The organism is Arthrobacter sp. NPDC058130 (genome assembly GCF_042884475.1).
Taxonomy (GTDB): Bacteria; Actinomycetota; Actinomycetes; order Actinomycetales; family Micrococcaceae; genus Arthrobacter.
Window position 1 is genome coordinate 1 of record NZ_JBHVTV010000010.1, and the last position, 19,892, is coordinate 19,892.

The 19,892-nt window shown below is 69.4% G+C and carries 19 protein-coding genes; 14 read left to right on the plus strand and 5 right to left on the minus strand.

Features of this window, described 5'->3' with window-relative positions:
- Positions 1-221: 221 nt before the first annotated feature.
- The 3 genes from ACFVTM_RS16125 to ACFVTM_RS16135 form a co-directional block, all read right to left on the minus strand.
- Positions 222-569 carry a hypothetical protein gene (locus ACFVTM_RS16125; protein ID WP_390204614.1) on the minus strand — a complete coding sequence of 116 codons (348 nt, stop codon included), beginning with the start codon at positions 567-569 and terminating at the stop codon, positions 222-224.
- A gap of 138 nt (positions 570-707) precedes the next feature.
- Positions 708-1,376 (minus strand): isochorismatase family protein, encoded by a 669-nt coding sequence (locus ACFVTM_RS16130; RefSeq protein WP_390204615.1) that lies wholly within the window; start codon positions 1,374-1,376, stop codon positions 708-710.
- A complete protein-coding gene (locus tag ACFVTM_RS16135; RefSeq protein WP_390204617.1) occupies positions 1,377-2,705 on the minus strand; it encodes a nicotinate phosphoribosyltransferase in 1,329 nt (442 codons plus the stop codon).
- Positions 2,706-2,742: 37 nt separating this feature from the next.
- Here ACFVTM_RS16135 and clpS point away from each other — a divergent pair, with 37 nt between their 5' ends.
- From clpS to rdgB, 6 genes are all read left to right on the plus strand, one after another.
- Entirely contained in the window at positions 2,743-3,108 is a 366-nt protein-coding gene (clpS, locus tag ACFVTM_RS16140) for an ATP-dependent Clp protease adapter ClpS (protein ID WP_390204619.1), read from the plus strand.
- Complete coding sequence (locus ACFVTM_RS16145) at positions 3,101-3,667, plus strand: DUF2017 domain-containing protein (protein ID WP_390204620.1); 567 nt, start codon at positions 3,101-3,103, stop codon at positions 3,665-3,667. Before clpS ends, ACFVTM_RS16145 begins: the two co-directional genes overlap by 8 nt.
- 85 nt (positions 3,668-3,752) lie before the next feature.
- Entirely contained in the window at positions 3,753-4,790 is a 1,038-nt protein-coding gene (murI, locus tag ACFVTM_RS16150) for a glutamate racemase (protein ID WP_390204621.1), read from the plus strand.
- Positions 4,787-5,584: an MBL fold metallo-hydrolase gene (locus tag ACFVTM_RS16155; RefSeq protein WP_390204622.1), complete on the plus strand. Its 798-nt coding sequence runs from the start codon at positions 4,787-4,789 to the stop codon at positions 5,582-5,584. The genes murI and ACFVTM_RS16155 overlap by 4 nt, the downstream gene beginning before the upstream one ends.
- Before the next feature lie 47 nt (positions 5,585-5,631).
- A complete protein-coding gene (gene rph, locus ACFVTM_RS16160) occupies positions 5,632-6,390 on the plus strand; it encodes a ribonuclease PH (RefSeq protein ID WP_277523194.1) in 759 nt (252 codons plus the stop codon).
- Positions 6,387-7,079, plus strand: coding sequence for an RdgB/HAM1 family non-canonical purine NTP pyrophosphatase (gene rdgB, locus ACFVTM_RS16165; protein ID WP_390204623.1), 693 nt, complete (start codon positions 6,387-6,389; stop codon positions 7,077-7,079). The genes rph and rdgB overlap by 4 nt, the downstream gene beginning before the upstream one ends.
- An 85-nt stretch (positions 7,080-7,164) precedes the next feature.
- Here rdgB and ACFVTM_RS16170 read toward each other — a convergent pair whose 3' ends face one another.
- Complete coding sequence (locus tag ACFVTM_RS16170; RefSeq protein WP_390204625.1) at positions 7,165-7,932, minus strand: VTT domain-containing protein; 768 nt, start codon at positions 7,930-7,932, stop codon at positions 7,165-7,167.
- Between the two features lie 129 nt (positions 7,933-8,061).
- On the opposite strand from ACFVTM_RS16170, the gene ACFVTM_RS16175 reads away from it, so the two are divergent.
- Positions 8,062-9,078 carry an exonuclease domain-containing protein gene (locus ACFVTM_RS16175; RefSeq protein WP_390204627.1) on the plus strand — a complete coding sequence of 339 codons (1,017 nt, stop codon included), beginning with the start codon at positions 8,062-8,064 and terminating at the stop codon, positions 9,076-9,078.
- A gap of 268 nt (positions 9,079-9,346) precedes the next feature.
- Positions 9,347-9,817, plus strand: a complete 471-nt coding sequence (locus ACFVTM_RS16180; protein WP_390204629.1) for a DUF4395 domain-containing protein — start codon at positions 9,347-9,349, stop codon at positions 9,815-9,817.
- A gap of 806 nt (positions 9,818-10,623) precedes the next feature.
- Here ACFVTM_RS16180 and ACFVTM_RS16185 read toward each other — a convergent pair.
- Positions 10,624-11,799: an ADP-ribosylglycohydrolase family protein gene (locus tag ACFVTM_RS16185; RefSeq protein ID WP_390204631.1), complete on the minus strand. Its 1,176-nt coding sequence runs from the start codon at positions 11,797-11,799 to the stop codon at positions 10,624-10,626.
- A 147-nt stretch (positions 11,800-11,946) separates the two neighbouring features.
- On the opposite strand from ACFVTM_RS16185, the gene ACFVTM_RS16190 reads away from it, so the two are divergent.
- The 6 genes from ACFVTM_RS16190 to ACFVTM_RS16215 all read left to right on the plus strand — a co-directional run bounded on the left by ACFVTM_RS16190 (position 11,947) and on the right by ACFVTM_RS16215 (position 19,873).
- A complete protein-coding gene (locus ACFVTM_RS16190) occupies positions 11,947-12,303 on the plus strand; it encodes a YidH family protein (RefSeq protein ID WP_390204633.1) in 357 nt (118 codons plus the stop codon).
- A complete protein-coding gene (locus ACFVTM_RS16195) occupies positions 12,300-12,641 on the plus strand; it encodes a DUF202 domain-containing protein (protein ID WP_390204634.1) in 342 nt (113 codons plus the stop codon). Before ACFVTM_RS16190 ends, ACFVTM_RS16195 begins: the two co-directional genes overlap by 4 nt.
- Before the next feature lie 172 nt (positions 12,642-12,813).
- Entirely contained in the window at positions 12,814-13,866 is a 1,053-nt protein-coding gene (locus tag ACFVTM_RS16200; protein WP_390204636.1) for an MIP/aquaporin family protein, read from the plus strand.
- A gap of 71 nt (positions 13,867-13,937) precedes the next feature.
- Entirely contained in the window at positions 13,938-15,131 is a 1,194-nt protein-coding gene (locus tag ACFVTM_RS16205) for an exonuclease SbcCD subunit D (RefSeq protein WP_390204637.1), read from the plus strand.
- Positions 15,128-18,211, plus strand: a complete 3,084-nt coding sequence (locus ACFVTM_RS16210) for an AAA family ATPase (protein ID WP_390204638.1) — start codon at positions 15,128-15,130, stop codon at positions 18,209-18,211. Before ACFVTM_RS16205 ends, ACFVTM_RS16210 begins: the two co-directional genes overlap by 4 nt.
- A 108-nt stretch (positions 18,212-18,319) precedes the next feature.
- A complete protein-coding gene (locus ACFVTM_RS16215) occupies positions 18,320-19,873 on the plus strand; it encodes an MFS transporter (RefSeq protein ID WP_390204639.1) in 1,554 nt (517 codons plus the stop codon).
- Positions 19,874-19,892: the final 19 nt, after the last annotated feature.

The window sequence follows — 19,892 nt, forward strand, 5'->3', positions numbered from 1 at the left end:
CGCTGCTCTTCGGATAACGAACTATGTGAATGCAAAAAACTGCTCCCCGGGAGTCAGAACTGAATTTCTCAGTCCAACTTCCGGGGAGCAGTTCAGGGGGACGGGGACTTCTTCAAAGAGCCGATCGCTGGCCGCTAAAGTGGATACATCGCATTTGCGAGTCCAACTTTCGGGGACCAGTTCAGATGGCCGGGTCCCTCTGCTTGTCTTACAGGCTTCGGCTACTGGCCGCTGCCGCAGACCTGGCCGTAGGCCTGGCCGGCCGCGGTGTAGTCCGCCTTCATCTCCTCGAGTTTGGCCGTGTCCGGGGAGGGCTTGGCCGACTCGTCGAAGTATTCGATGATGGTCTGCAGCGGAGCGCGCAGGTCATCGGAGGCCGCCGCCTTGATGGGCCGCAGCTGGTTGGCCACCCTGTTCATGCCGGCCTTGTCCGAGGTGGCCGACTGGGCGGAGACGACGGTCTTGACCCGGGCGCAGGTTTCCTCGTTGCTCAGCTGCGGCGTGGCCGAGCAGCCGGCCGCGCCGAGCAGCGCGCCAGCGGCAATCAGAACGGTCAGGGTCTTCTTCATGGTGTACTCCGGGGTTCTACGGGTCGGTCAATATGGCAAGTCTGGCGATAGGGCAAGGATTTCGAGTCTACTGTGGCGGCGGCCTTTTCCCGTCAGTTGTTGCGGGCCACACGGCCCGGTGGAGAAGAGCGCTGGGGCTCAGAGGACATCGACGCCGCCGAGCTCCATCTCGGCCACGGCGTCGTCGAGGTCTTCGGAAATGCCGACCGTCAAACCGCGCAGCACCGTCACGGAGTAGCCGGCCTGGACCGCATCCAGGGCAGTCGCCTTGACGCAGTAGTCCGTGGCGATCCCCACCACTACGATGTCCTCGACGTCGTGGCTCTGCAGCCAGTCATCCAGCCCGATCGCGTCCTCGCCAGCGGCGAGATCACCCCCGGCGAGATCACTGCCGCCGTCCTCGGTGCCGGTCCCGGACGCGGGCATGGCGCCGGGCTTGCGGTCCCCGGTGGGGACGTCGTCCTCGGGGGCCAGCAGCCCTTCGAAGCCGGAATAGGCCGCGGCGAACTGGCCCTTGCGGAAGTAGGCCTGGATGTATTCGGGATCGAGGTCAGGATGCAGTTCGGCCCCGCGGGTGCCCGCCACGCAGTGCGGCGGCCAGCTGTCCACGTGGTCGGGCTCCTCCGAGAAGTGCGCACCCGGATCGATGTGCCAGTCCTGGGTGGCCACGACGTGGTCGAACTGGCCGTGGTGGGCGTCAACGTACTCGCTGATCTCGCCGGCCAGTTCCGCCCCGCCGGTGACGGGCAGGGCACCTCCCTCGCAGAAATCGTTCTGGACGTCGACAATGATCAGGGCGCGGGACATTCAGTCCTCCTCGTAGATGGTGGGGATGGCCGCTTCGCCGCGCTGCAGCCGGTTGACCACAGCCGGGAGCTCCTTCATGGTCTCCGCGTGGCGCCGGCGGGCGCGCTGGACCCCCTCCGGGCCGGTCCATCCGGGCAGAACCTCGCCGTTCTTGACGAACTGCTGCAGCAGCTGGCGGTCGTCGCCGTCGTCCTCGGGGTGATGGCCGACGCCGACGATTTCGGCGGTGGCGGTCCCGCGCTCATTGAGCTTGCGCAACGCGTACTTGCGGCCGCCCTTGCTGGCTTTGTTCTTGGCGGCTTTGGCGACGGAGACGAATTCGCCGTCGTCGTCGGTGCGGCTGACGATCTTGTAGACCATGCTGGCCGTCGGCGCCCCGGACCCGGTCACGAGCGAGGTGCCCACGCCGTAGGAGTCCACCGGCGCGGACTGCAGCGCGGCGATGGCGAACTCATCAAGGTCCGAGGTGACCACGATCTTGGTGTGGTCGTTGCCGAGCTCATCGAGCAGCTGCCGGACCCACTGGGCCTGGGCCACAAGGTCGCCGGAGTCCAGGCGGACAGCGCCCAGCTTGTCGCCGGCGAGGTCGACGGCGGTGCGGACGGCCGCTTCGACGTCGTACGTGTCCACCAGGAGGGAGGTGTCCGGCCCGAAGGCGGCGATCTGGGCCTCGAAGGCCTCACGCTCGGAGTCGTGAAGGAGGGTGAAGGAGTGGGCGGCCGTGCCCACCGTCTTCAGCCCGTAGCGCAATCCGGCCTCCAGATTCGAGGTGCTGTCGAACCCGGCGATGACCGCGGCCCGGGCAGCTGCGGCCGCCGATTCCTCGTGCGTCCGGCGCGACCCCATTTCGATGCACGGGCGGGTGCCGGCGGCGGAGATCATCCGGGAGGCGGCGGAGGCGATCGCGCAGTCGTGGTTGAGCACGGAGAGCAGGTACGTCTCCAGGATGCAGGCCTCGGCGAACGTGGACTCAACAATCAGCACGGGGGAGTTCGGGAAGTACGCCTCACCCTCCGGATAGCCCCAGATGTCGCCGGAAAAACTGTAGCCGGCCAGATAGTCCAGGGTCTGGTCGTTGACCACTTTGGTGCGGCGCAGGAAGTCCAGTTCCGGTTCGCCGAAGCGGAAGTTCGCGATCCCCTCCAGCAGGCGGCCGGTGCCCGCCACGATCCCGTAGCGCCGCCCGTCCGGCAGCCTCCGGGCAAAGGCTTCGAAGACGGATTTCCGGTGGGCCGCGCCGGACTGCAGAGCACCCTGCAGCATCGTCAGCTCGTAGTGGTCGGTGTACAGGGACGTGCGGGGACGGTCCCAGCCAGCTGAGGTACTCACAAATTCACTCTAGTGTGCATCCCCATAGAATGGACAGATGACCCTCAGCGTTGCGCTCGGCCCCGACACACGGGAGAGCACCCAGACCGGAACAGTGACGTCAGGCGACGTCCTGACGGCCCCGGACATCCCCTGGAACCTCGTGATCTGGAACGATCCCGTGAACCTGATGAGCTACGTGAGCTACGTGTTCCGCAGCTATTTCGGCTATTCGGAGACCAAAGCCAACAAGCTCATGATGGAGGTCCACAAGAAGGGCCGCTCTATCGTGGCGCACGGCAGCAAGGAGCAGGTGGAGCAGCACGCCGTCGCCATGCATGGCTACGGACTCTGGGCGACGGTGGAAAAAGCCACCGGCGGTAGCGGGAGCGGTTCGGGCAAAGGCAAAGGAAAACGTGGCTAAGGCATTCAAGTACGGGCTCAAGGGCATCCGGGGCTATCTCGAGCCGGCCGAGCGGGAACTGCTGCGCAGCCTTTTCGACGACGTGATCTCCATGCTCGAGCCGGAGGAGCGCGCCAACGAGGACCCCCTGGCCGCCCTGGTGGGGCTGGACACGGAAGCCCGCGAACCCTCGGACCGGGCCCTGCGGCGGCTGCTGCCGAACGTGGTGAAGAACGACGCCGAAGCCTCCCTGGAGTTCCGCCGCTACACGGAGCGGTCGCTGCGCGAAAACAAGATCGGCGCGCTGAAGGCGGCCGCCCTGAGCCTGGACCGGGACGACCTCGTGCTGACCCAGGCCGACGCCGGTCACTGGGCCACCGCGCTCAACGATGTCCGGCTGGTGCTCGCCGAACGCCTCGACATCCGTGATGATGCTGACGCGGACAACGTCCACCTCATGCAGGACTGGTCCCAGGCTGAGGACGTCGAAAGCTACCTGGCCCTCGTGTACAACTTCACCACCTGGCTTCAGGAGTCGCTGGTCCAGGCCATGATGCACTCGCTCGATGCCCGGCGCTGAGCGCAAGCGTGTGACCTATGAGACACGAGTTGCGCGCCACAATGTGATGGCCGCCCCGCAAGCGAAGCCCTATCCTCGAATAATCATGACTTCAGCATCGAATATGAATCCGGCGGAGGCTGCTGCGGACTCCCCAGCGAGCAATAACGCAACGGCCCCCACCGGGCCCGAACCGGCTTTGGAGCTGGGGTCGCGGCCCATTGGCGTCTTCGACTCCGGCGTGGGCGGCCTGACCGTGGCCCGGTCGATCATCGACCAGCTGCCCAACGAATCCATCCTGTACGTCGGGGACACGGCGCACGGCCCCTACGGGCCCCTTCCCATCGCCGAGGTCCGGGCCAACGCCCTTGGCGTCATGGACGAGCTGGTGGATTCCGGCGTCAAGCTCCTGACCATTGCCTGCAACTCCGCGTCCGCCGCCGTGCTGCGCGACGCCCGCGAACGCTACACGGCCCGCTACGGGATCCCCGTGATCGAAGTGATCCAGCCGGCCGTCCGCCGGGCTGTCGCAGCCACCCGCACGGGCCGCGTGGGCGTGATCGGGACCTCGGCCACGGTGGGCTCGCGCGCCTACGAGGACACCTTCGCCGCGGCTCCGGACCTGGAGATCACGTCTGTGGCCTGCCCGGCGTTCGTGCCCTACGTGGAGGCGGGGATCACCACGGGACCGGAACTGCTCGCCGTCGCCCGCGACTACCTGGCACCGCTCAAGGCCGCCGGCGTGGACACCGTGGTGCTCGGCTGCACGCACTATCCGCTGCTCACCGGCGTGATCTCCTTCGTCCTGGGCCAGGACGTCACGCTGGTTTCCAGCGCGGAGGAAACGGCCAAGGACGTCTACCGGGCCCTGGCCTCCCGGGGCCTCGAACGCACCGACGCCACCGCCCCCGAACACAACTTCATTGCCACCGGCGACGCCGCCCAGTTCGAGCACCTCGCCCGGCGCTTCCTGGGCCCCGAGGTCCTCAGCGTCCGCCACGTGGACCACGTCGCGGCCCAGTACCCCACCGGCAGCCTCGCCCGGATCACCCCGGAAATGATTGCCGCGGCCCAGGCCGTCACGGGCCGGCCGCGGATCTCCAACTTCGTGGGCGGCTCCGCGGGCGGGGGAACACTGCTGTGAAACTGACCATAGTGGGCTGTACCGGATCCTTCCCGGGGCCCGGCTCGCCGGCGTCGTGCTATCTGCTGACCGCCAACGACGGCGAACGGAACTGGAAGATTGTCCTGGACCTTGGCAGCGGGGCGCTCGGCGCCATCCAGCGCTACACGGACCTGGAGGACATCGACGCCATCTTTCTCACCCACCTGCACCCGGACCACTGCATGGACCTGTGCGGGCTCCATGTTGCCGTGCGCTGGAAGCCGGGCGGCTGGGGACGCGGCAGGATTCCGGTGTGGGGGCCCGCCGCGACAGCTGACCGGATGGCCACGGCTTACGGCCTGGACCTGGATCCGGGCATGCATGAGGAATTCGACTTCAGCAACTGGTCCGAGCGCAAGCCCGTGACCCTCGGCCCGTTCACGGTGACGCCGTATGCGGTGAACCATCCGGTCGAGGAGGCCTATGCCCTGCGCGTTGAGGTCACCGAGCCCGCCAAGGACGGCACGCCCGTGACCCGCATCCTGAGCTACTCCGGGGACACGGACTCCTGCGCGGGCCTTGAGGACTCCGCCCGCGATGCCGACCTCTTCCTGTGCGAAGCGGCCTTCGAGGAAGGCCGCGACGACGCCATCAAGGACGTCCACCTGACCGGCAAGCGGGCGGGGGAGGCCGCCGTCGCCGCCGGCGCGCGGCGGCTGCTGCTGACGCACATTCCCGTCTGGACGTCCCCGACCACCGTCATGGCCGAGGCCAAGGAGGTCTTCGGCAAGGACGTGGCCGTCGCCGTCGCGGGTGTGCACTACACCGTCTAGGCGGCTGCCCGCGCGGGCGGCAGCGGGTGAGTCGATAAGCTAAAGGCATGACTTCCCAAGCTCCCAGTGTTCCCGTTATCCGCGCCGACGGCCGTACTCCCGACCAGCTGCGTCCGATCAGCATCACCCGCGGCTGGTCCAAGCAGGCCGAGGGTTCGGCCCTGATCGAGTTCGGCAACACCCGGGTCCTGTGCACGGCCTCCCTGACGGAGGGCGTCCCGCGCTGGCTCAAGGGCGAGGGCCGCGGCTGGGTCACCGCCGAGTACGCCATGCTGCCCCGGGCCACGAACACCCGTTCCGACCGCGAATCGGTCAAGGGCAAGATCGGCGGCCGGACGCACGAGATCTCCCGGCTGATCGGCCGCTCGCTGCGCTCCATCATCGACACCAAAGCCCTCGGCGAGATCACGATCGTGCTCGACTGCGATGTCCTGCAGGCCGACGGCGGCACCCGCACCGCGGCCATCACCGGCGCCTACGTGGCCCTCGCTGACGCCATCCGCTTCGCCCGTGAGAAGAAGATGATCGGCCGCAACGCCGAGCCCCTGATCGACACGATCGCCGCGGTGTCCGTCGGCATCATCGACGGCGTGCCGATGCTCGACCTGCCCTACGTCGAGGACGTGCGCGCCGAGACCGACATGAACGTTGTGGTGACCGGCTCCGGCAAGTTCGTCGAAGTCCAGGGCACCGCCGAGGGCGCACCCTTCGACCGCGACGAGCTGAACCAGCTGCTGGACCTGGCGCTGCTGGGCACCGAGCAGCTCGCCGCCATCCAGCGAGACACCCTGGCGGAGGCCCCGTGACCGACGCGCCGTCCACCGGCGTGCCGGCCGCTGACAGCCCGGCCGCTGACAGCCCGGCCCCGCGGCTCGTCCTCGCCACCCACAACAAGGGCAAGCTCCGCGAACTCCGTGAGCTGCTGCGCGGCCAGGTGCCCGGGCTCGACGTCGACACGCAGGTGGTGGACGCCGGCGCCGTCGGCGCCCCCGACGTCGCCGAAACCGGCGTGACCTTCGCGGAAAATTCGCTGCTGAAGGCGCGGGCCGTGGCCGAAGCCACCGGGCTGGTGGCGATCGCGGACGACTCCGGACTGGCCGTGGACGTCCTTGGCGGCGCGCCCGGGATCTTCTCGGCGCGCTGGTCCGGCCGTCACGGAGACGACGCCGCGAACCTGCAGCTGCTTCTGGCCCAGCTGGCCGACGTGCCGGACGAGTACCGCGGGGCCGCATTCGTCTGCGCCGCGGCGCTGGCAGTGCCCGGGTCCACGCCCGACGGCGGCCAGGAGGTCGTGGAGTACGGGCAGCTGGAAGGGACACTCCTGCGGGAGCCGCGCGGCGAGGGCGGCTTCGGCTACGACCCCGTCCTGCAGCCGAGTGGGCTGGACCGCAGCTGCGCCGAACTCAGCTCCGAGGAGAAGAACGCCATCAGCCACCGGGGCCATGCGTTCCGGGCGCTCCTGCCGGCCATCGTCGAGGCCCTGGCCGGGAGGTAGCCGGCCAGCGAGACCGGCGTTAAACGAAGGAAGGCGCCCCACACGGTGGGGCGCCTTCCTTGTCTGCTGCTGTCTCTATGGGCGCTTACGGGGTTCTGCGCTCTTCTTCCGGCTCGTGCTCTTCGATGAACTCCTCGACGACATCCGTGCCGTACTCCTGGGACTTCCGCTTGGCGATGGCGCCCCGGATGACCTCGATGGCGATCGGGATCACGGAGACCAGCACGATGACGATGAAGATGATGTCGAGGTTGTCCTTGACCCACGGCACCTTGTCCCCGAGCAGGTAGCCGAGGAGGGTGACGCCGCCACCCCACAGCACGGCGCCGATCACGTTGTAGGTGAAGAATTTGCGCTTGCCCATCTGCGCGACGCCCACGATCACGGGGACGAAGGTGCGGATGATCGGGACGAACCGGGCCAGGATCAGCGCCTTGCCGCCGTGCTTTTCGAAGAAAGCATGCGCGCTATCCACATTTTCCCGCTTGAACAGCTTGGAATTGGGCCTGTTGAACAGGGCAGGGCCCGCCTTGGACCCAATCAGGTAGCCCACCTGGTTGCCGACAATGGCGGCGACGATGATGAGCGCGGTCAGGACCCAGATGTTGACCTGGATGGTGCCGGTGGCCACGAGCAGGCCGGCCGTGAACAGCATGGAGTCGCCGGGCAGGAAGAAGCCGATCAACAGCCCGGTTTCGGCAAAGATGATGCCGCAAACAAGGAGGACCACCCACGGCGCGAAGGCTGGATTCGCCAGGAAAACCTGCGGGTTGAGCCAGTCGGGCAGGAAGGAGGCCAGATGCGGCTGGACGGGGCCGGCGCCGCCGAGGGCGGACACGGCGAGGTCGCTCATTGCTAGTACGTTCACCCGTTAAGGGTACTTGAAGGCGGCCGCCCGGCCCCGGGGGCCGGTCCCGGGGGTTGTTCTCCGGCGGTTGTTCCCGGTGCGGAGGTGTCGCCCGCGGGCGGTAAAGTTGGGGCCGTGAGTTTGGACTTTACGGCGATCGACTTTGAGACCGCGAACGGCTTCCGCGGTTCTCCGTGCGCCGTTGGCTTGAGCAAGGTCCGCGGCGGCGTCGTCGTGGAGGAGGCGTCCTGGCTCATGCGGCCGCCAGAAAACCATGACACTTTCGACCACCACAACGTCAGGATCCACGGGATCCGGCCGGACCAGGTGGCGGGACTGCCGCGGTTCGGGGAACTGTTCCCCGAGATCGGCGCGTTCATTGGCGGTGACGTGCTGGCGGCCCACAATGCGGCGTTTGACCTCGGGGTGATCCGCTCTGGCCTGGAGGTCTCCGGGTTGCCCGGACCCGCCTACGACTACGTCTGTACGGTGATGCTGTCCCGGCGCTGCTACTCGCTGGTGTCCAATTCGCTGCCGTACGCTGCCGAGGAGGCCGGCGTGCCGCTGGTCAACCACCACGATGCCGCCGAGGACGCCCGTGCCTGTGCGGGCATCCTGATCGACATCGCCGCCCGCAACGGGGCGGCGAGCATCGCGGAACTGTATCTGTCACTGGGCCTGGCGGTGTCGCGCCAGCCGGCCTTCGACCCCCGGCGCGACCCGTTGTCCAAGGCCACCGTGGCCGCGCTGGAGGCGCTCGCGGGTGGAAATGCAGGTGCGCCGTCGCGCCGGCCGTTTGCCGCCGGGTGGCCCGAGGAAGGCCCCAACCCGGTGCCCAATGCCGCGGCCAGCCCGGACCACCCGCTGTTCGGCCAGACTGTCGTCTTCACCGGCGAACTGGCGATTCCCCGCCCGGAAGCCAAGGTCCGTTCCGCCGAGCTTGGCGCCAGGCCCGAAAGCCGCGTCACGGCCCGCACCACCGTCCTGGTGGTGGGGGACGGCTTTGTGGCCGCGGACCTGCGCTCCGGCCGTCTCACGGGTAAGGCCCGCCGCGTCCTGGAGCTGCACGAACGCGGGCAGCAGATCGAAGTCCTGTCCGAGGGCGAATTCCTGCAGATGGTGGGCGGACACGTGGCCGCCGTCCCCGCCTGAGCCTGAACTGCACTTGCCTGGACCCCACATGCGTTGACGTGTCCGCCGCACGGCGGGTCACACGGCGCAACAATCATTCCCAGCATGGCGCACCCGCTCATAGCCTTGGCGGATGAGCGAACTGCCGGATGCACAGACCCCCGCCGCGCCGTCGAAATCAGGTGCGTCAAAATCAGGTGCGTCGAAACCACGTGCGTCGAAACCAGGGTCTCCGAATGCAGGGCCGTCAACGTCGGTGCCGTCCCAGCGCGGTATTGACTGGCGGAGGGTGTTCGCGTTCCCGAACCCGGTGAACGAGTACTCCGCCCGCATCACCGCCGCCCTGGTTGTGCTGCTTTCCGCAGTCACCCTGCTGACCGGCTTCGGCTGGGGGCTCGCAATCATCGCCGCCGGGTTCTGGCTGCGCGTGCTCTTCGGCCCCAGGATCTCGCCCCTCGCCCAGCTGTCGGTCAAGGTCCTGACGCCCTGGCTGGGCCGGACCCGTCTCGTTCCCGGTCCGCCTAAGCGATTCGCCCAGGGCATGGGTGCCGCCATGTCGACGGCCGCCGCGTTGCTGTTGGCCGCCGGCCTCGCGCCGGCGGCGTGGGTCCTGCTTGCCGTGCTGATCGCGGCCGCATCCCTCGAAGCATTCGCCGGGTTCTGCCTCGGCTGCACCATCTTCGGCTTCCTGCAGCGCCGCGGCCTCATCCCCGAGGACGTCTGCGAGGCCTGCAACAACATCTCGCTCCGGCGCGCCTAAGTTCCTCGAGGCTGGGGCCCGGACGAGGCTGGGAACCGAAGAAGCTGGGGCGCGATGAAGCCTTCCGGGGTTCTGACCCTGGACATGTTCCCGGGATGCTCTGACGGATGGACATAGTGGCAATATGTCCAGTCCTCGCCGCCGCGGATGGGCAAGTCCTGAGATGCGGCGGCCAAGGTTGGACATGTCCCTAGCAGAGACGGCGGAGGGGGCATGTTCCGGTTACGCGGAAGGGGCGACTGGACATGTTCCTCGCAGTGAGGGGCGATTGGGCATGTTCCTCGCAGTGAGGGGCGATTGGGCATGTTCCTCGCAGTGAGGGGCGATTGGGCATGTTCCTCGCAGTGAGGGGCGATTGGGCATGTCCGGGGGAGCCCAGCCAGGTGCCTTCACCCCCGGCAACCGCGTTCAGTCCACTCACTCTCGACGGATAGCCCCTTGATTGGATAGCTCCACCCTTCATCTCTCACGGGCACTCCGACGATCCTGCCACTGGACATGTTCCCTGGATGCTCTGACGGTTGGACATAGCGGCAATATGTCCAGTCCTCGCCGCCGGGGATGGGCATGTCCTGGTAACCGGGCAGTGGCGGATGGACATGTTCCTCGGGGCGAGGCGCGACTGGGCATGTCCGGGGGAGCACAGCCAGAACTGGACATGTTCCTCGGGGCGGGGCAGAACGGGGCATGTCCCGCGGAGAAGCCGGCCCAGGTAACGGCGGAGGGACGGTCCCGCGCTGCGCGATGCCGAAGACCTGACGCCAAACGGACGGGTTCGCGGCGACGCTGGGTGACGTTGGGCGACGCTAGGCGCCGGTGGCGGCCGCGAGCCTCGAGGCCATGCCGCGGATGACCTCCGGCGCCTGGAGCTCCGCAAGCCAGTCAGCCGGCAAACACTGCTCGCCGTAGTACGCCCCCAAGATGTTTCCGGCGATCGACGCCGTCGAGTCGCTGTCCCCGCTGTGGTTCACCGCCACCGCAATTGCGGCCCGGAAATGGTCCCGGGAGTGAACCCCGGCCGTACCGGAGTCCGCCCCTGTTTCTGTCTCGGTTCCGGGGGCGGTGGCCAGCACGGCGTACAGCGCGACGGCGAGGGCTTCCTCGGCCACCCATCCCTCGCCGAGTTCGCTGACCAGGTCCTCGGGACTGAGCAGGCCGCCGTGGCCGGGTGCCTCGCCCGCCAGCCGCAGGGCGGCCTCAAGCCGGGCCACCACGTCCGGATCCGGGTCTTCGCCCTTCCGCAGGACGCCGCCGCGCAGGTGCCCGAGGGCGTCTTGGGCAGCTTCCCGCAACCCGAGGCCGGCGACCAGGGCATGGATGAGCAGGCTGAAGACCCCGGCGCTCTGCCGCGCCGCAGGGTGGCCGTGGGTCAGGGATGCGGCGTCGGCACTGAGCTTGTAGACCACTTCGGGTCCGAGATGGGGGATCAGGCCGAACGGTGCCGAACGCATCACCGTTCCGCAACCCTTGGCCTCTGGATTGACCGGCCGCTGCACGGTGCCCATCTCGCCAGTGGCGAGTCCGCTCAGGCAGGCGTCGCCGGGTGATCGCCGGCTCTTCAGGACGTCCTGGGCATCGATCCAGCGCGGCGGCTGGAACGGGGCCGACGGCGGCACTGCGACACCCTGGGTGCCCAGCCAGCGCAGGTACGCGAGCCACAGGCACGCGTTGATGTCCGCCGCCACACCGTCGTTCGCCCATTCCAGCGCCTCGAGGAGGCCGTCCGTGGTGTACAGCGTCATTTGCGTGTCGTCCGAGAACGGGCTGCCGGCGCCGAGCGCGGAAAAATCCTGCAGGCCGGCGGGGCCGAACCGGGCGCGGATCGCGGAAATGTCGTCGAACTCCACGGCGTAGCCCAGCGAATCACCGAGTGCACCGCCCAAGAGGCAGCCCAGGATGCGTGAGCCGTGGGCCGGTGCGGGGGAGTGCGGCTGTCCGGGTGTTGGGGCTGATGCGGGAGGGGTCCCGGGCTCGGTGCTCATGTCCTCAAATTTACCCGGCGCCGCGCCGCACTCTGCAATGCCGCACGGGCGGCGGACGCGGAACGCCGGTAGGGTGCTGTTAGGGCCCGTCCAGCGGTCAGGCGAAGCAACCGCCGGCGGCGTGTCCGTCGGCAGCGGAGGAATCGAATGCGCGAACCAGCGTGGCGGAAGACCGGGAACACGCCGGACTACAGATTCTCCCTGGCCAACGAGCGGACGTTCCTGGCCTGGATCCGCACGTCCCTGGCCCTGATTGCCGGCGCCCTGGCGATCGACCAGCTGGCCCCGGAAATCGCTCCCGGTCCCGTGCGGATCGTGCTGTGCGTCATCCTCGCGTTCCTGGGCGCGGGCCTGGCCGCCCTGTCCTACCACCGGTGGGGCCTCATGGAGGCGGCCATGCGGAACAACCGGGAGCTGCCATTCTCCGCCGTGATGCTGGTGATGACGATCGGCGTCGCGGCCGCGGCCCTGGTGTTCGCCATCCTGATCCTGGTGGCGCGGTGAGACCCGATGCGGCCCGGGATCCCGGACTGCAGCCCGAGCGGACATCCCTGTCCTGGCGCCGGACCTTGCTGGGCCTCATCGTGACCGACCTGCTGATCTGGCGCAGCTGGGCGCTCGCGGGGTCCCGCGGCGGCGCTACTGGCCCCGTTGATTTCCTTGGTATCTGCGCGCTCGTCGCCATGGCTGCCACGCTGGTCCTGGGGGTGTGCGTGCTGGTCCGCGGGCGGGAGCTCCGCCGGTCCAACGCCGCGCCGTCGGCGACGCTCCTGCGCTGGGCCGCCGCCGCCGTCGTGGCCCTTGCCGCCAGCGCCGTGACTGCGGTGTCCCTGGGGCACTGAACCGGCTATCGGACAGGCCGGAATCCAGCCAACACCCAGATTCCGCTGGCAGACTGCTGGCGGACCTATTCTCCGGGCGGCCGAGTCCGCACCCGGACCACAACCCAGCGGCGGGCCGGACGCCGCAAGTGAAGCCCCGGGCGCGCCGCCACCAGCAAAGGAAGTCCTAAACATGACCCTGCTTGTGCCAGCCCCCGCCGCTGGCGTCCAGCCACCGGCCGCCAGCGACGCTTCGCCCCGACCGGGACTCGTCGCCCGGCTGTCCGCCGAGGCGCTGGGGACCCTGATCGTGGTGGTCGCAGGCCTGGGCGTGCCGCTGTTCACCATCCCGCAGTCGAACCCGCTGCCCGCTGCCCTGGCCGCCGGCCTGTCCCTGACAGCGGCGATGCTCGCCGTCGGTTACGTCTCCGGCGGCCACTTTAACCCCGCCGTCACCGTGGGCAACGCCATCGCGGGCCGGATCCGCCTGGCCGCAGCCGCCGCCTACATCGGAGCCCAGCTCGTGGGCGCGGCACTCGGGGCCGTGGCCCTGTTCGGCGTCCTGCGGACCGTGCCGACCATCAGTGACAGCCAGGGCGCATTTGCCACCGTGGCGTCCGGGTTCGGCGAGCACTCGATCATCCAGGTGCCCATGGCAGGAGTCCTGCTCGTGGAGGTCCTCGGCACGGCCCTGCTCGTGGCCGTCTTCCTTGCCACGACGGCCAGCAGGAATCCCGCCAGGGCGGCGGCCCCGTTCGCGGTCGGCCTCACGACGGCGATGCTCCTGCAGCTTGGCCAAGCGCTCGGCAATGTCCCGTTCAACCCGGCCCGGGCCACGGCATCGGCCATTTTCAGCGGCCCGGATGCGCTCGGACAGCTGTGGCTCTTCTGGGTGGCGCCTGTGGTTGGTGCGGCCATCGCGGGACTGGTGTTCCGCGGCTTCGCCCAGGGTGCCCAGACTGCGCAGACCACCGACCCGGCCGGCGCCGGGTTTACGCACGCCGACTCGGATGAGTCCGATTTGGACGGCTTCGACGTCGCCGGCTTGGACGACGCCGAGGTGACCGACACAGGGCTGACCGGCGCAGTGGACGACGCCGACAAGGGCGCCCGCGCCGGGCACACGGGCAAGGCGAAGTCCGCCGGTTCCGCCTCGGCCGCCCCTGTCCGTGTCGAAAATGATGTCGAAAACGATGTCGAAAACGATGAGGCCCGCAGCTTCTTTGACCGCAAGGCCGGAAAGTAACCACACCGCTCACCGCCGCCCTTCCGGGGTGGTGGCGCAAGAGTGTCGGTGCCAGCCGATACCGTAGGAATATGCGGTTATTGCACACCTCCGACTGGCATCTGGGCCGGTCCTTCCACGGCGTCGGCATGCTGGATGCCCAGCGCGCCTTCATCGACCAGCTCGTGACCTTTGTCCGGGAAGAGACCGTGGACGTCGTCCTCATCGCCGGGGACGTCTACGACCGGGCCCTGCCCGGAGTGGACGTCGTCGGCCTGTTGGATGACGCCCTGGTGCGCCTCACCGGCGCCGGCGCCCAAGTAGTCCTGACCAGCGGAAACCACGACTCCGCCATCCGGCTGGGATTCGCGTCGCGGCTGCTTGAGCGCGGGGGAGTGCATTTGCGCACGCGGCTGGACGAGCTGGACCAGCCCGTGCTCTTTCCGCTTTCGGAAGCTCTAGGGGACGAAACAGAGGACGGTGCTGCGCCGCTGCTGGCCATCTACGGGATTCCCTGGCTTGAGCCCCGGCTTGTCGCCGAGCAGTTGGGCGTCCAGGCCGCGAGCCACTTCGAGGTAACACGCGCCGCCACGGAGCGGATCCGCGCAGATGTGCAGCGCCGGAGCGAGACCCGGACCGTCCACTCGGTGGTCCTGGCGCACACGTTCGCCAGCGGAGGCATCAGCTCCGACAGCGAACGGGATCTGAGCATCGGGGGCGTCGGCGCGGTCCCGCTGGATCTCTTCGACGGCTTCGGCTATACGGCACTTGGCCACCTGCACGGCCGGCAGGAGCTTTCGCCGGCGGTGCGCTACTCCGGCTCGCCGCTGGCCTACTCCTTCTCGGAAGCCAAGCACCGGAAGGGCAGCTGGCTGGTGGAGGTCGACGCCGCGGGCATCGGCGACGTGCGCGAAGTGCTCTGGGCCGCGCCCCGGACCCTCGCCGTGCTCCGCGGCAAGCTGGAGGATCTCCTCGAATCGGAGGACTTCGCCTGGGCCGAGAGCGCCTATTGCCAGGTCACGCTGACGGACGCCGCGCGCCCTGCGCAGGCGATGGACCGTCTGCGCACACGGTTCCCCGACACCCTGGTGCTCGGCTTCGATCCCGAAGGTGCCGGCGCGGCGCCGAAGGCCAGCTACAGCAGCCGGCTTGCCGCAGCTGACGATGACCTCTCCGTCTGCTGCGGATTCCTCGATCACGTCCGGGGCCGGCCCGCTTCCGACGCCGAAGCAGCCGTGCTCACCGAGGCGCTCGAAGCCGTGCGCCTGGAAGGAGTATCCCTGTGAGGATCCACCGCCTCGAGATTTCCGCCTTCGGACCGTTCGCCGGCACGGAGCGGATCGACTTCGACCGTCTCAGCGCCCACGGGCTGTTCCTGCTGAACGGCGCCACCGGCGCGGGCAAGACCAGCGTCCTGGACGCCATCTGTTTCGCCCTGTATGGATCGGTTCCCGGGGCACGGCAGGACGGAAAGCGGCTGCGCAGCGACCACGCGGAAACCGCCGCCGAGCCGCGGGTCACCTGCGAGTTCTCCGCCAAGGGCCGGCATTTCGAGGTCTCCCGGGCGCCCGCCTGGGACAAACCGAGCGCCCGGGGCAAGAACGGTTTCACACTCCAGCAGGCCAACACACTGCTGCGCGAACGCATCGACGGCGCGTGGGTGGAGAAATCCGGCCGGAATGATGAGGCCGGCGCCGAGATCGCCGACGTCCTGGGCATGAACCGGGAGCAGTTCACCCGCGTGGTCATGCTGCCGCAGGGCGACTTCGCTGCGTTCCTGCGCTCCAAGGCATCGGACCGCCTGGAACTGCTGCAGAGCCTCTTCGGCACTCAACGCTTTGAGGCCGTGGAACAGGAACTGTCCCGGCAGGCGCAGAGCGCCAAAGCCGAAGTTGCCAGCCTCACCACGAGGCTGGACCTGTTGCTGGCCCAGGCGGAGTCAGAAACCGCGGCGCTGGACCTCGACCCGGCCGGGGCCCCGGCCCGGGACCAACCTGACGCCCTCCTGGCCTGGCTTGATGACGCAGCGGCGACCGCCGCACAAGGGCGGCGGAACGCCGCGGCGGCAGCCGAGAAGCAGGCCGCTGAACACGCCGCCCGCTTGGAGGCCGCCACCGCGCGGGCCAACCGCCACGCCAGGCTTGCCGCCGCGGAAGAACGCCGCAAAGATGCCGACGCAGATGCCCCGGTCCTGGCGGAGAAGGCCGTCACGCTGGGCCTGCACCGCCAGGCCGAGGTGCTGGGCGGCCAGCTGCGGGCTGTCGAAAGTGCTGCGGCGGCCGGGGACCGTGCCGAAGCGGCCTTGCTGGCGGCCGCACGGCAGTTGCGGTCCGCGGCAGTCGCAGATCCGGAACTCGCCGGGCAGGAGTTCATCGACACCGGCGCGGAGGAGGCTTCCGCCGACGCCGCCGGCCCGCGCGCCCCGCTGGACAGCGCAGCCCTGCGGAGCACCCTCGGGCGGCTGCGGTCCCTGCGGGCCGTGCTCACCGAACGCCTGCCCGACGAATCCCGGCTCATCGGACTCACTGACCGCGGGAGACGGCTGCGCCTGCAGCTCCAGGAGCTGGAAACCGGGCGGCGGACCGGTGCCGCTGCCCTGGACGCGCTGCGCTCGGAATCGGCGGCCATCTCCGCCGGCCTCCGTCCCCTGGAGGAGCTGGCCGCGGAAGTGCAGCTGCGCACCAAGGAGGCCACGGCTGCTGACGAACTCGTGACCATCGTTGGCCGCTTTGTCGACGCGGAAGCCGAGTGCGCGGCAATCCGGGAACGGCACGCCGCGGCCCGGAACGTCCACCAGGACCGGAGGCAGCACTGGCTGGACCTCCGTGAGCAGCGGCTGACGAACGCCGCGGCCGAGCTCGCCACCCAGCTCCTCGACAGCGTTCCCTGTCCCGTCTGCGGCAGCCCGGAGCACCCGGCGCCCGCCCCCGCCGCGGACTCCGCGCTGGCCGTCGCCGAGGCCGAGAAGGCCGCGCAAGAGGCCAGCGAAACAGCAGAAGAGGCTTTCGCCGCGCTCGGGCGCGAGCTCGCCGACGCCCAACAGGGCGTGGCCGTCCTGGCGGCGCAGGGCGGCAACACATCTCCGGAGGAAGCCCGCGCGGAGGCAACCCTGGCCAAGAAACGGGCCAATGAGGCCGGCCGCGCGGCCGCGGACCTTGCCGCAGGCAGGGCCCGGCTTGAAGAACTCGAAGCGGCCACCGCCGCCGCCGACCGGGCGCAGGCCGATGCCGCCTCCGGCATCGCCCAAACACAGTCCACGATCGCCGAAGTCGGGGAACAGGCCGGGGTCCTCGAAGACGCGCTGGACCAGTTGCGCGCCGGCCATGCCACCCTCGATCAACGCATTGCCGCCCTGACGTCAACGACGGCGGTCCTGGAGCGGGCCGACGCCGCGCAGTCGGCCCTCGAGCAGGCCGCCGCCCGCACCGAGGAGGCACGCCGGCAACTTGAAGAGTCGCTTCCCGCGGCCGGCTTCGGCACCGAGTCCGCGGCACGGGAGGCACTGCTGCCAGCACCGGTGGCCACTAGTCTCGAAACGGCCATCCGTGCGGGACAGGACGAGGCCGCCAGGATCGAGGAACTGTTCGCCGGGGAAGACCTCGCCCTGGCGGCAGCCGAGCGCGCCGCCGGGGACCTCGTCAGCGAGACCGCCCTCGAACTGCTCAAGACGGAGTCGGCGGCTGCCGAACGCACAGCCCGGGAAGCCGCGCTTGCGGCCGGACTGGCCGAAAACTCGCTTCGGACCCTCGGACGCGTCGCCGGTGATTACGCGGAACTCGCCGCAGCAGGCAGGGAACCGCGTGACCGGGCCGCACTGCTTGCCGCTGTGGCCGACGCGGCCAAGGGCGGAGGCGACAACACCTACCGCATGAGCCTGAACAGCTACGTCCTCGCCGCCCGGCTTGAGCAGGTGGCCGTCGCGGCCTCGGAGCGCCTGATCGGCATGAGCGAGGGCCGCTACACGCTGCAGCACACCGACGCCAAGGCCGCGCGCGGCGCGAAGTCCGGCCTCGGCCTGGAAGTCGTCGACGAGTGGACCGGCCAGCGCCGGGACACCGCCACGCTCTCCGGCGGCGAATCCTTCATGGCCTCGCTGGCGCTGGCCCTCGGCCTGGCCGACGTCGTGCAGCACGAGGCCGGCGGCGTGGACATCGAGACCCTCTTCGTGGACGAGGGCTTCGGCAGCCTCGACGACCAGGCGCTGGAACAGGTCATGGACGCCCTTGAAGGCCTCCGCGACGGCGGCAGGGTGGTCGGGCTCGTGAGCCACGTGGCGGAAATGAAGCAGCGCATTGGCACCCAGCTCCAGGTGGTCAAGGGCCGCAGCGGCTCCACCTTGCACATCAGCGACGACGTTCGAGTCTGAGCCCTCGTCCTGGGTTGCCCGTCCCGGAGTCGGCTATCATGGATCTGTTACCGGGTCGCGCGCATCGGGAGGAGGGACGATGCGCACCATTGAGCGAACCCGGAAACCATGAACCCTTCACCGTCTTCTTTGGCGTCTACTCTTGACGCGCCTCACTCGACCGACGCCCCTCCCGCCGCTGCACCGGCGCTGGCGCCGGCCCCCGCCACCGCCACGGCCCCCGCCACCGCCACTGCCCAGTCCCCGGCCACTGCCCAGTCCCCGGCCACGGCGCCCGCCAAGGGTGGCCGTTTCGCACGGCTGCCGCTGCTCGCCGGCCGCAGCTTCATCCCGCTCGGACTCTTCGCCCGCCTGCCGCTGGCCATGCTCACCGTCGGTGCCCTGACCCTTGTCACCGCCGTCACGGGCTCCTACGCCGTGGGCGGCGCCGCGGCCGGTGCCGTCGGCATCGGATCCGCGCTGGGTGCCCCCGTGCTGGGCGTCCTCGCTGACCGGCTCGGCCAGAGAAGCGTCCTGCTCGTCTCCGCAATCGCCAACACCGTGGCAATCGTTGCCCTGATCCTCGCGGCGTATCTCGCCCCCGGAGCGCAGGATCTGGCCGCCGCCGTTCCCGTGCTGGCCGCCGCCTTCGTGGCCGGGGCAAGCTGCCCGCAGGTCGGTCCGCTGGCACGGGTCCGCTGGATGGCGCTGACATCCCGGACCTCCGGCCCCGGCAACAGCGCAGCCGGGCCCGGCCGCAACGCTGCCGCCAACGCTGCCGCCAACTCCACGGACCTGGACACCGCACTGTCCTATGAGAGCACCGCAGACGAACTGACGTTCGTGCTCGGCCCGGCACTCGTTGGCATCCTCGCGAGCCTGCTCGCGCCGTGGCTTCCGCTGGCCCTCGCCGCGGCACTGACCGTTGTCCTCGTCCCCGCCTTCGCCGTCCACCCCACGCACCACGCGGTCGTCCGCGCGGCGCGGCGCCCGGCCACCGCGGCCACTGCGGGTTCAGGCGCGGCTGCCGCGCCTGAAGCCGCGCTGGCCGCCGGACCGGAAGGCAACCGGCACCGGGACGCCCGCACGGCGGCCCAGCGCGTCAGGACCCTGGCCGCCGTCGCGCTTCCCGTGCTGGCTATGGTGTGCATGGGCACGTTCTTCGGCTCCACCCAGGCATCCCTGAGTTCCTTCTCGGCCAGCTTTGCCACCTCCGAGCTTGCGGGCCTGCTGTACGCAGTCATGGGACTGAGCTCCGCGGCCGCCGCCCTCTCGGTCGCGTACTGGCCCCGCCGCTTCACCGTGAACGCCCGCTGGATCGCGTGCGCGGCCCTCATGGCCGGCCTCGCACCACTGCTGTTGCTGCCCTCGACGGCCCTGCCGATGATCCTCGTGCTGCTGGTTCTGGGCCTGCCCGTCGGCCCGCTCATGGTCACTGTGTTCGCCATCGGCGGCCTCGTGGCCCCGGCCGGCAAGCTGGGCACGGTCATGACCGCCCTGGCCAGCGGCATAGTCGCCGGCACCGCGCTCGGCTCCTCGATCGCCGGGCAGCTGGCCCAGAACTTCGGGTATTCGACGGCGTTCCTGGTTCCGGTGTGCGCCGCCACGGCGTTGTTCCTGCTGGGAACGGCAGCCGCCGTCGTGCTCCGGCAACGCGCGAAGAATCCGGCGCCGGCCGCCTGAACCCAAGCACCCAACGGGA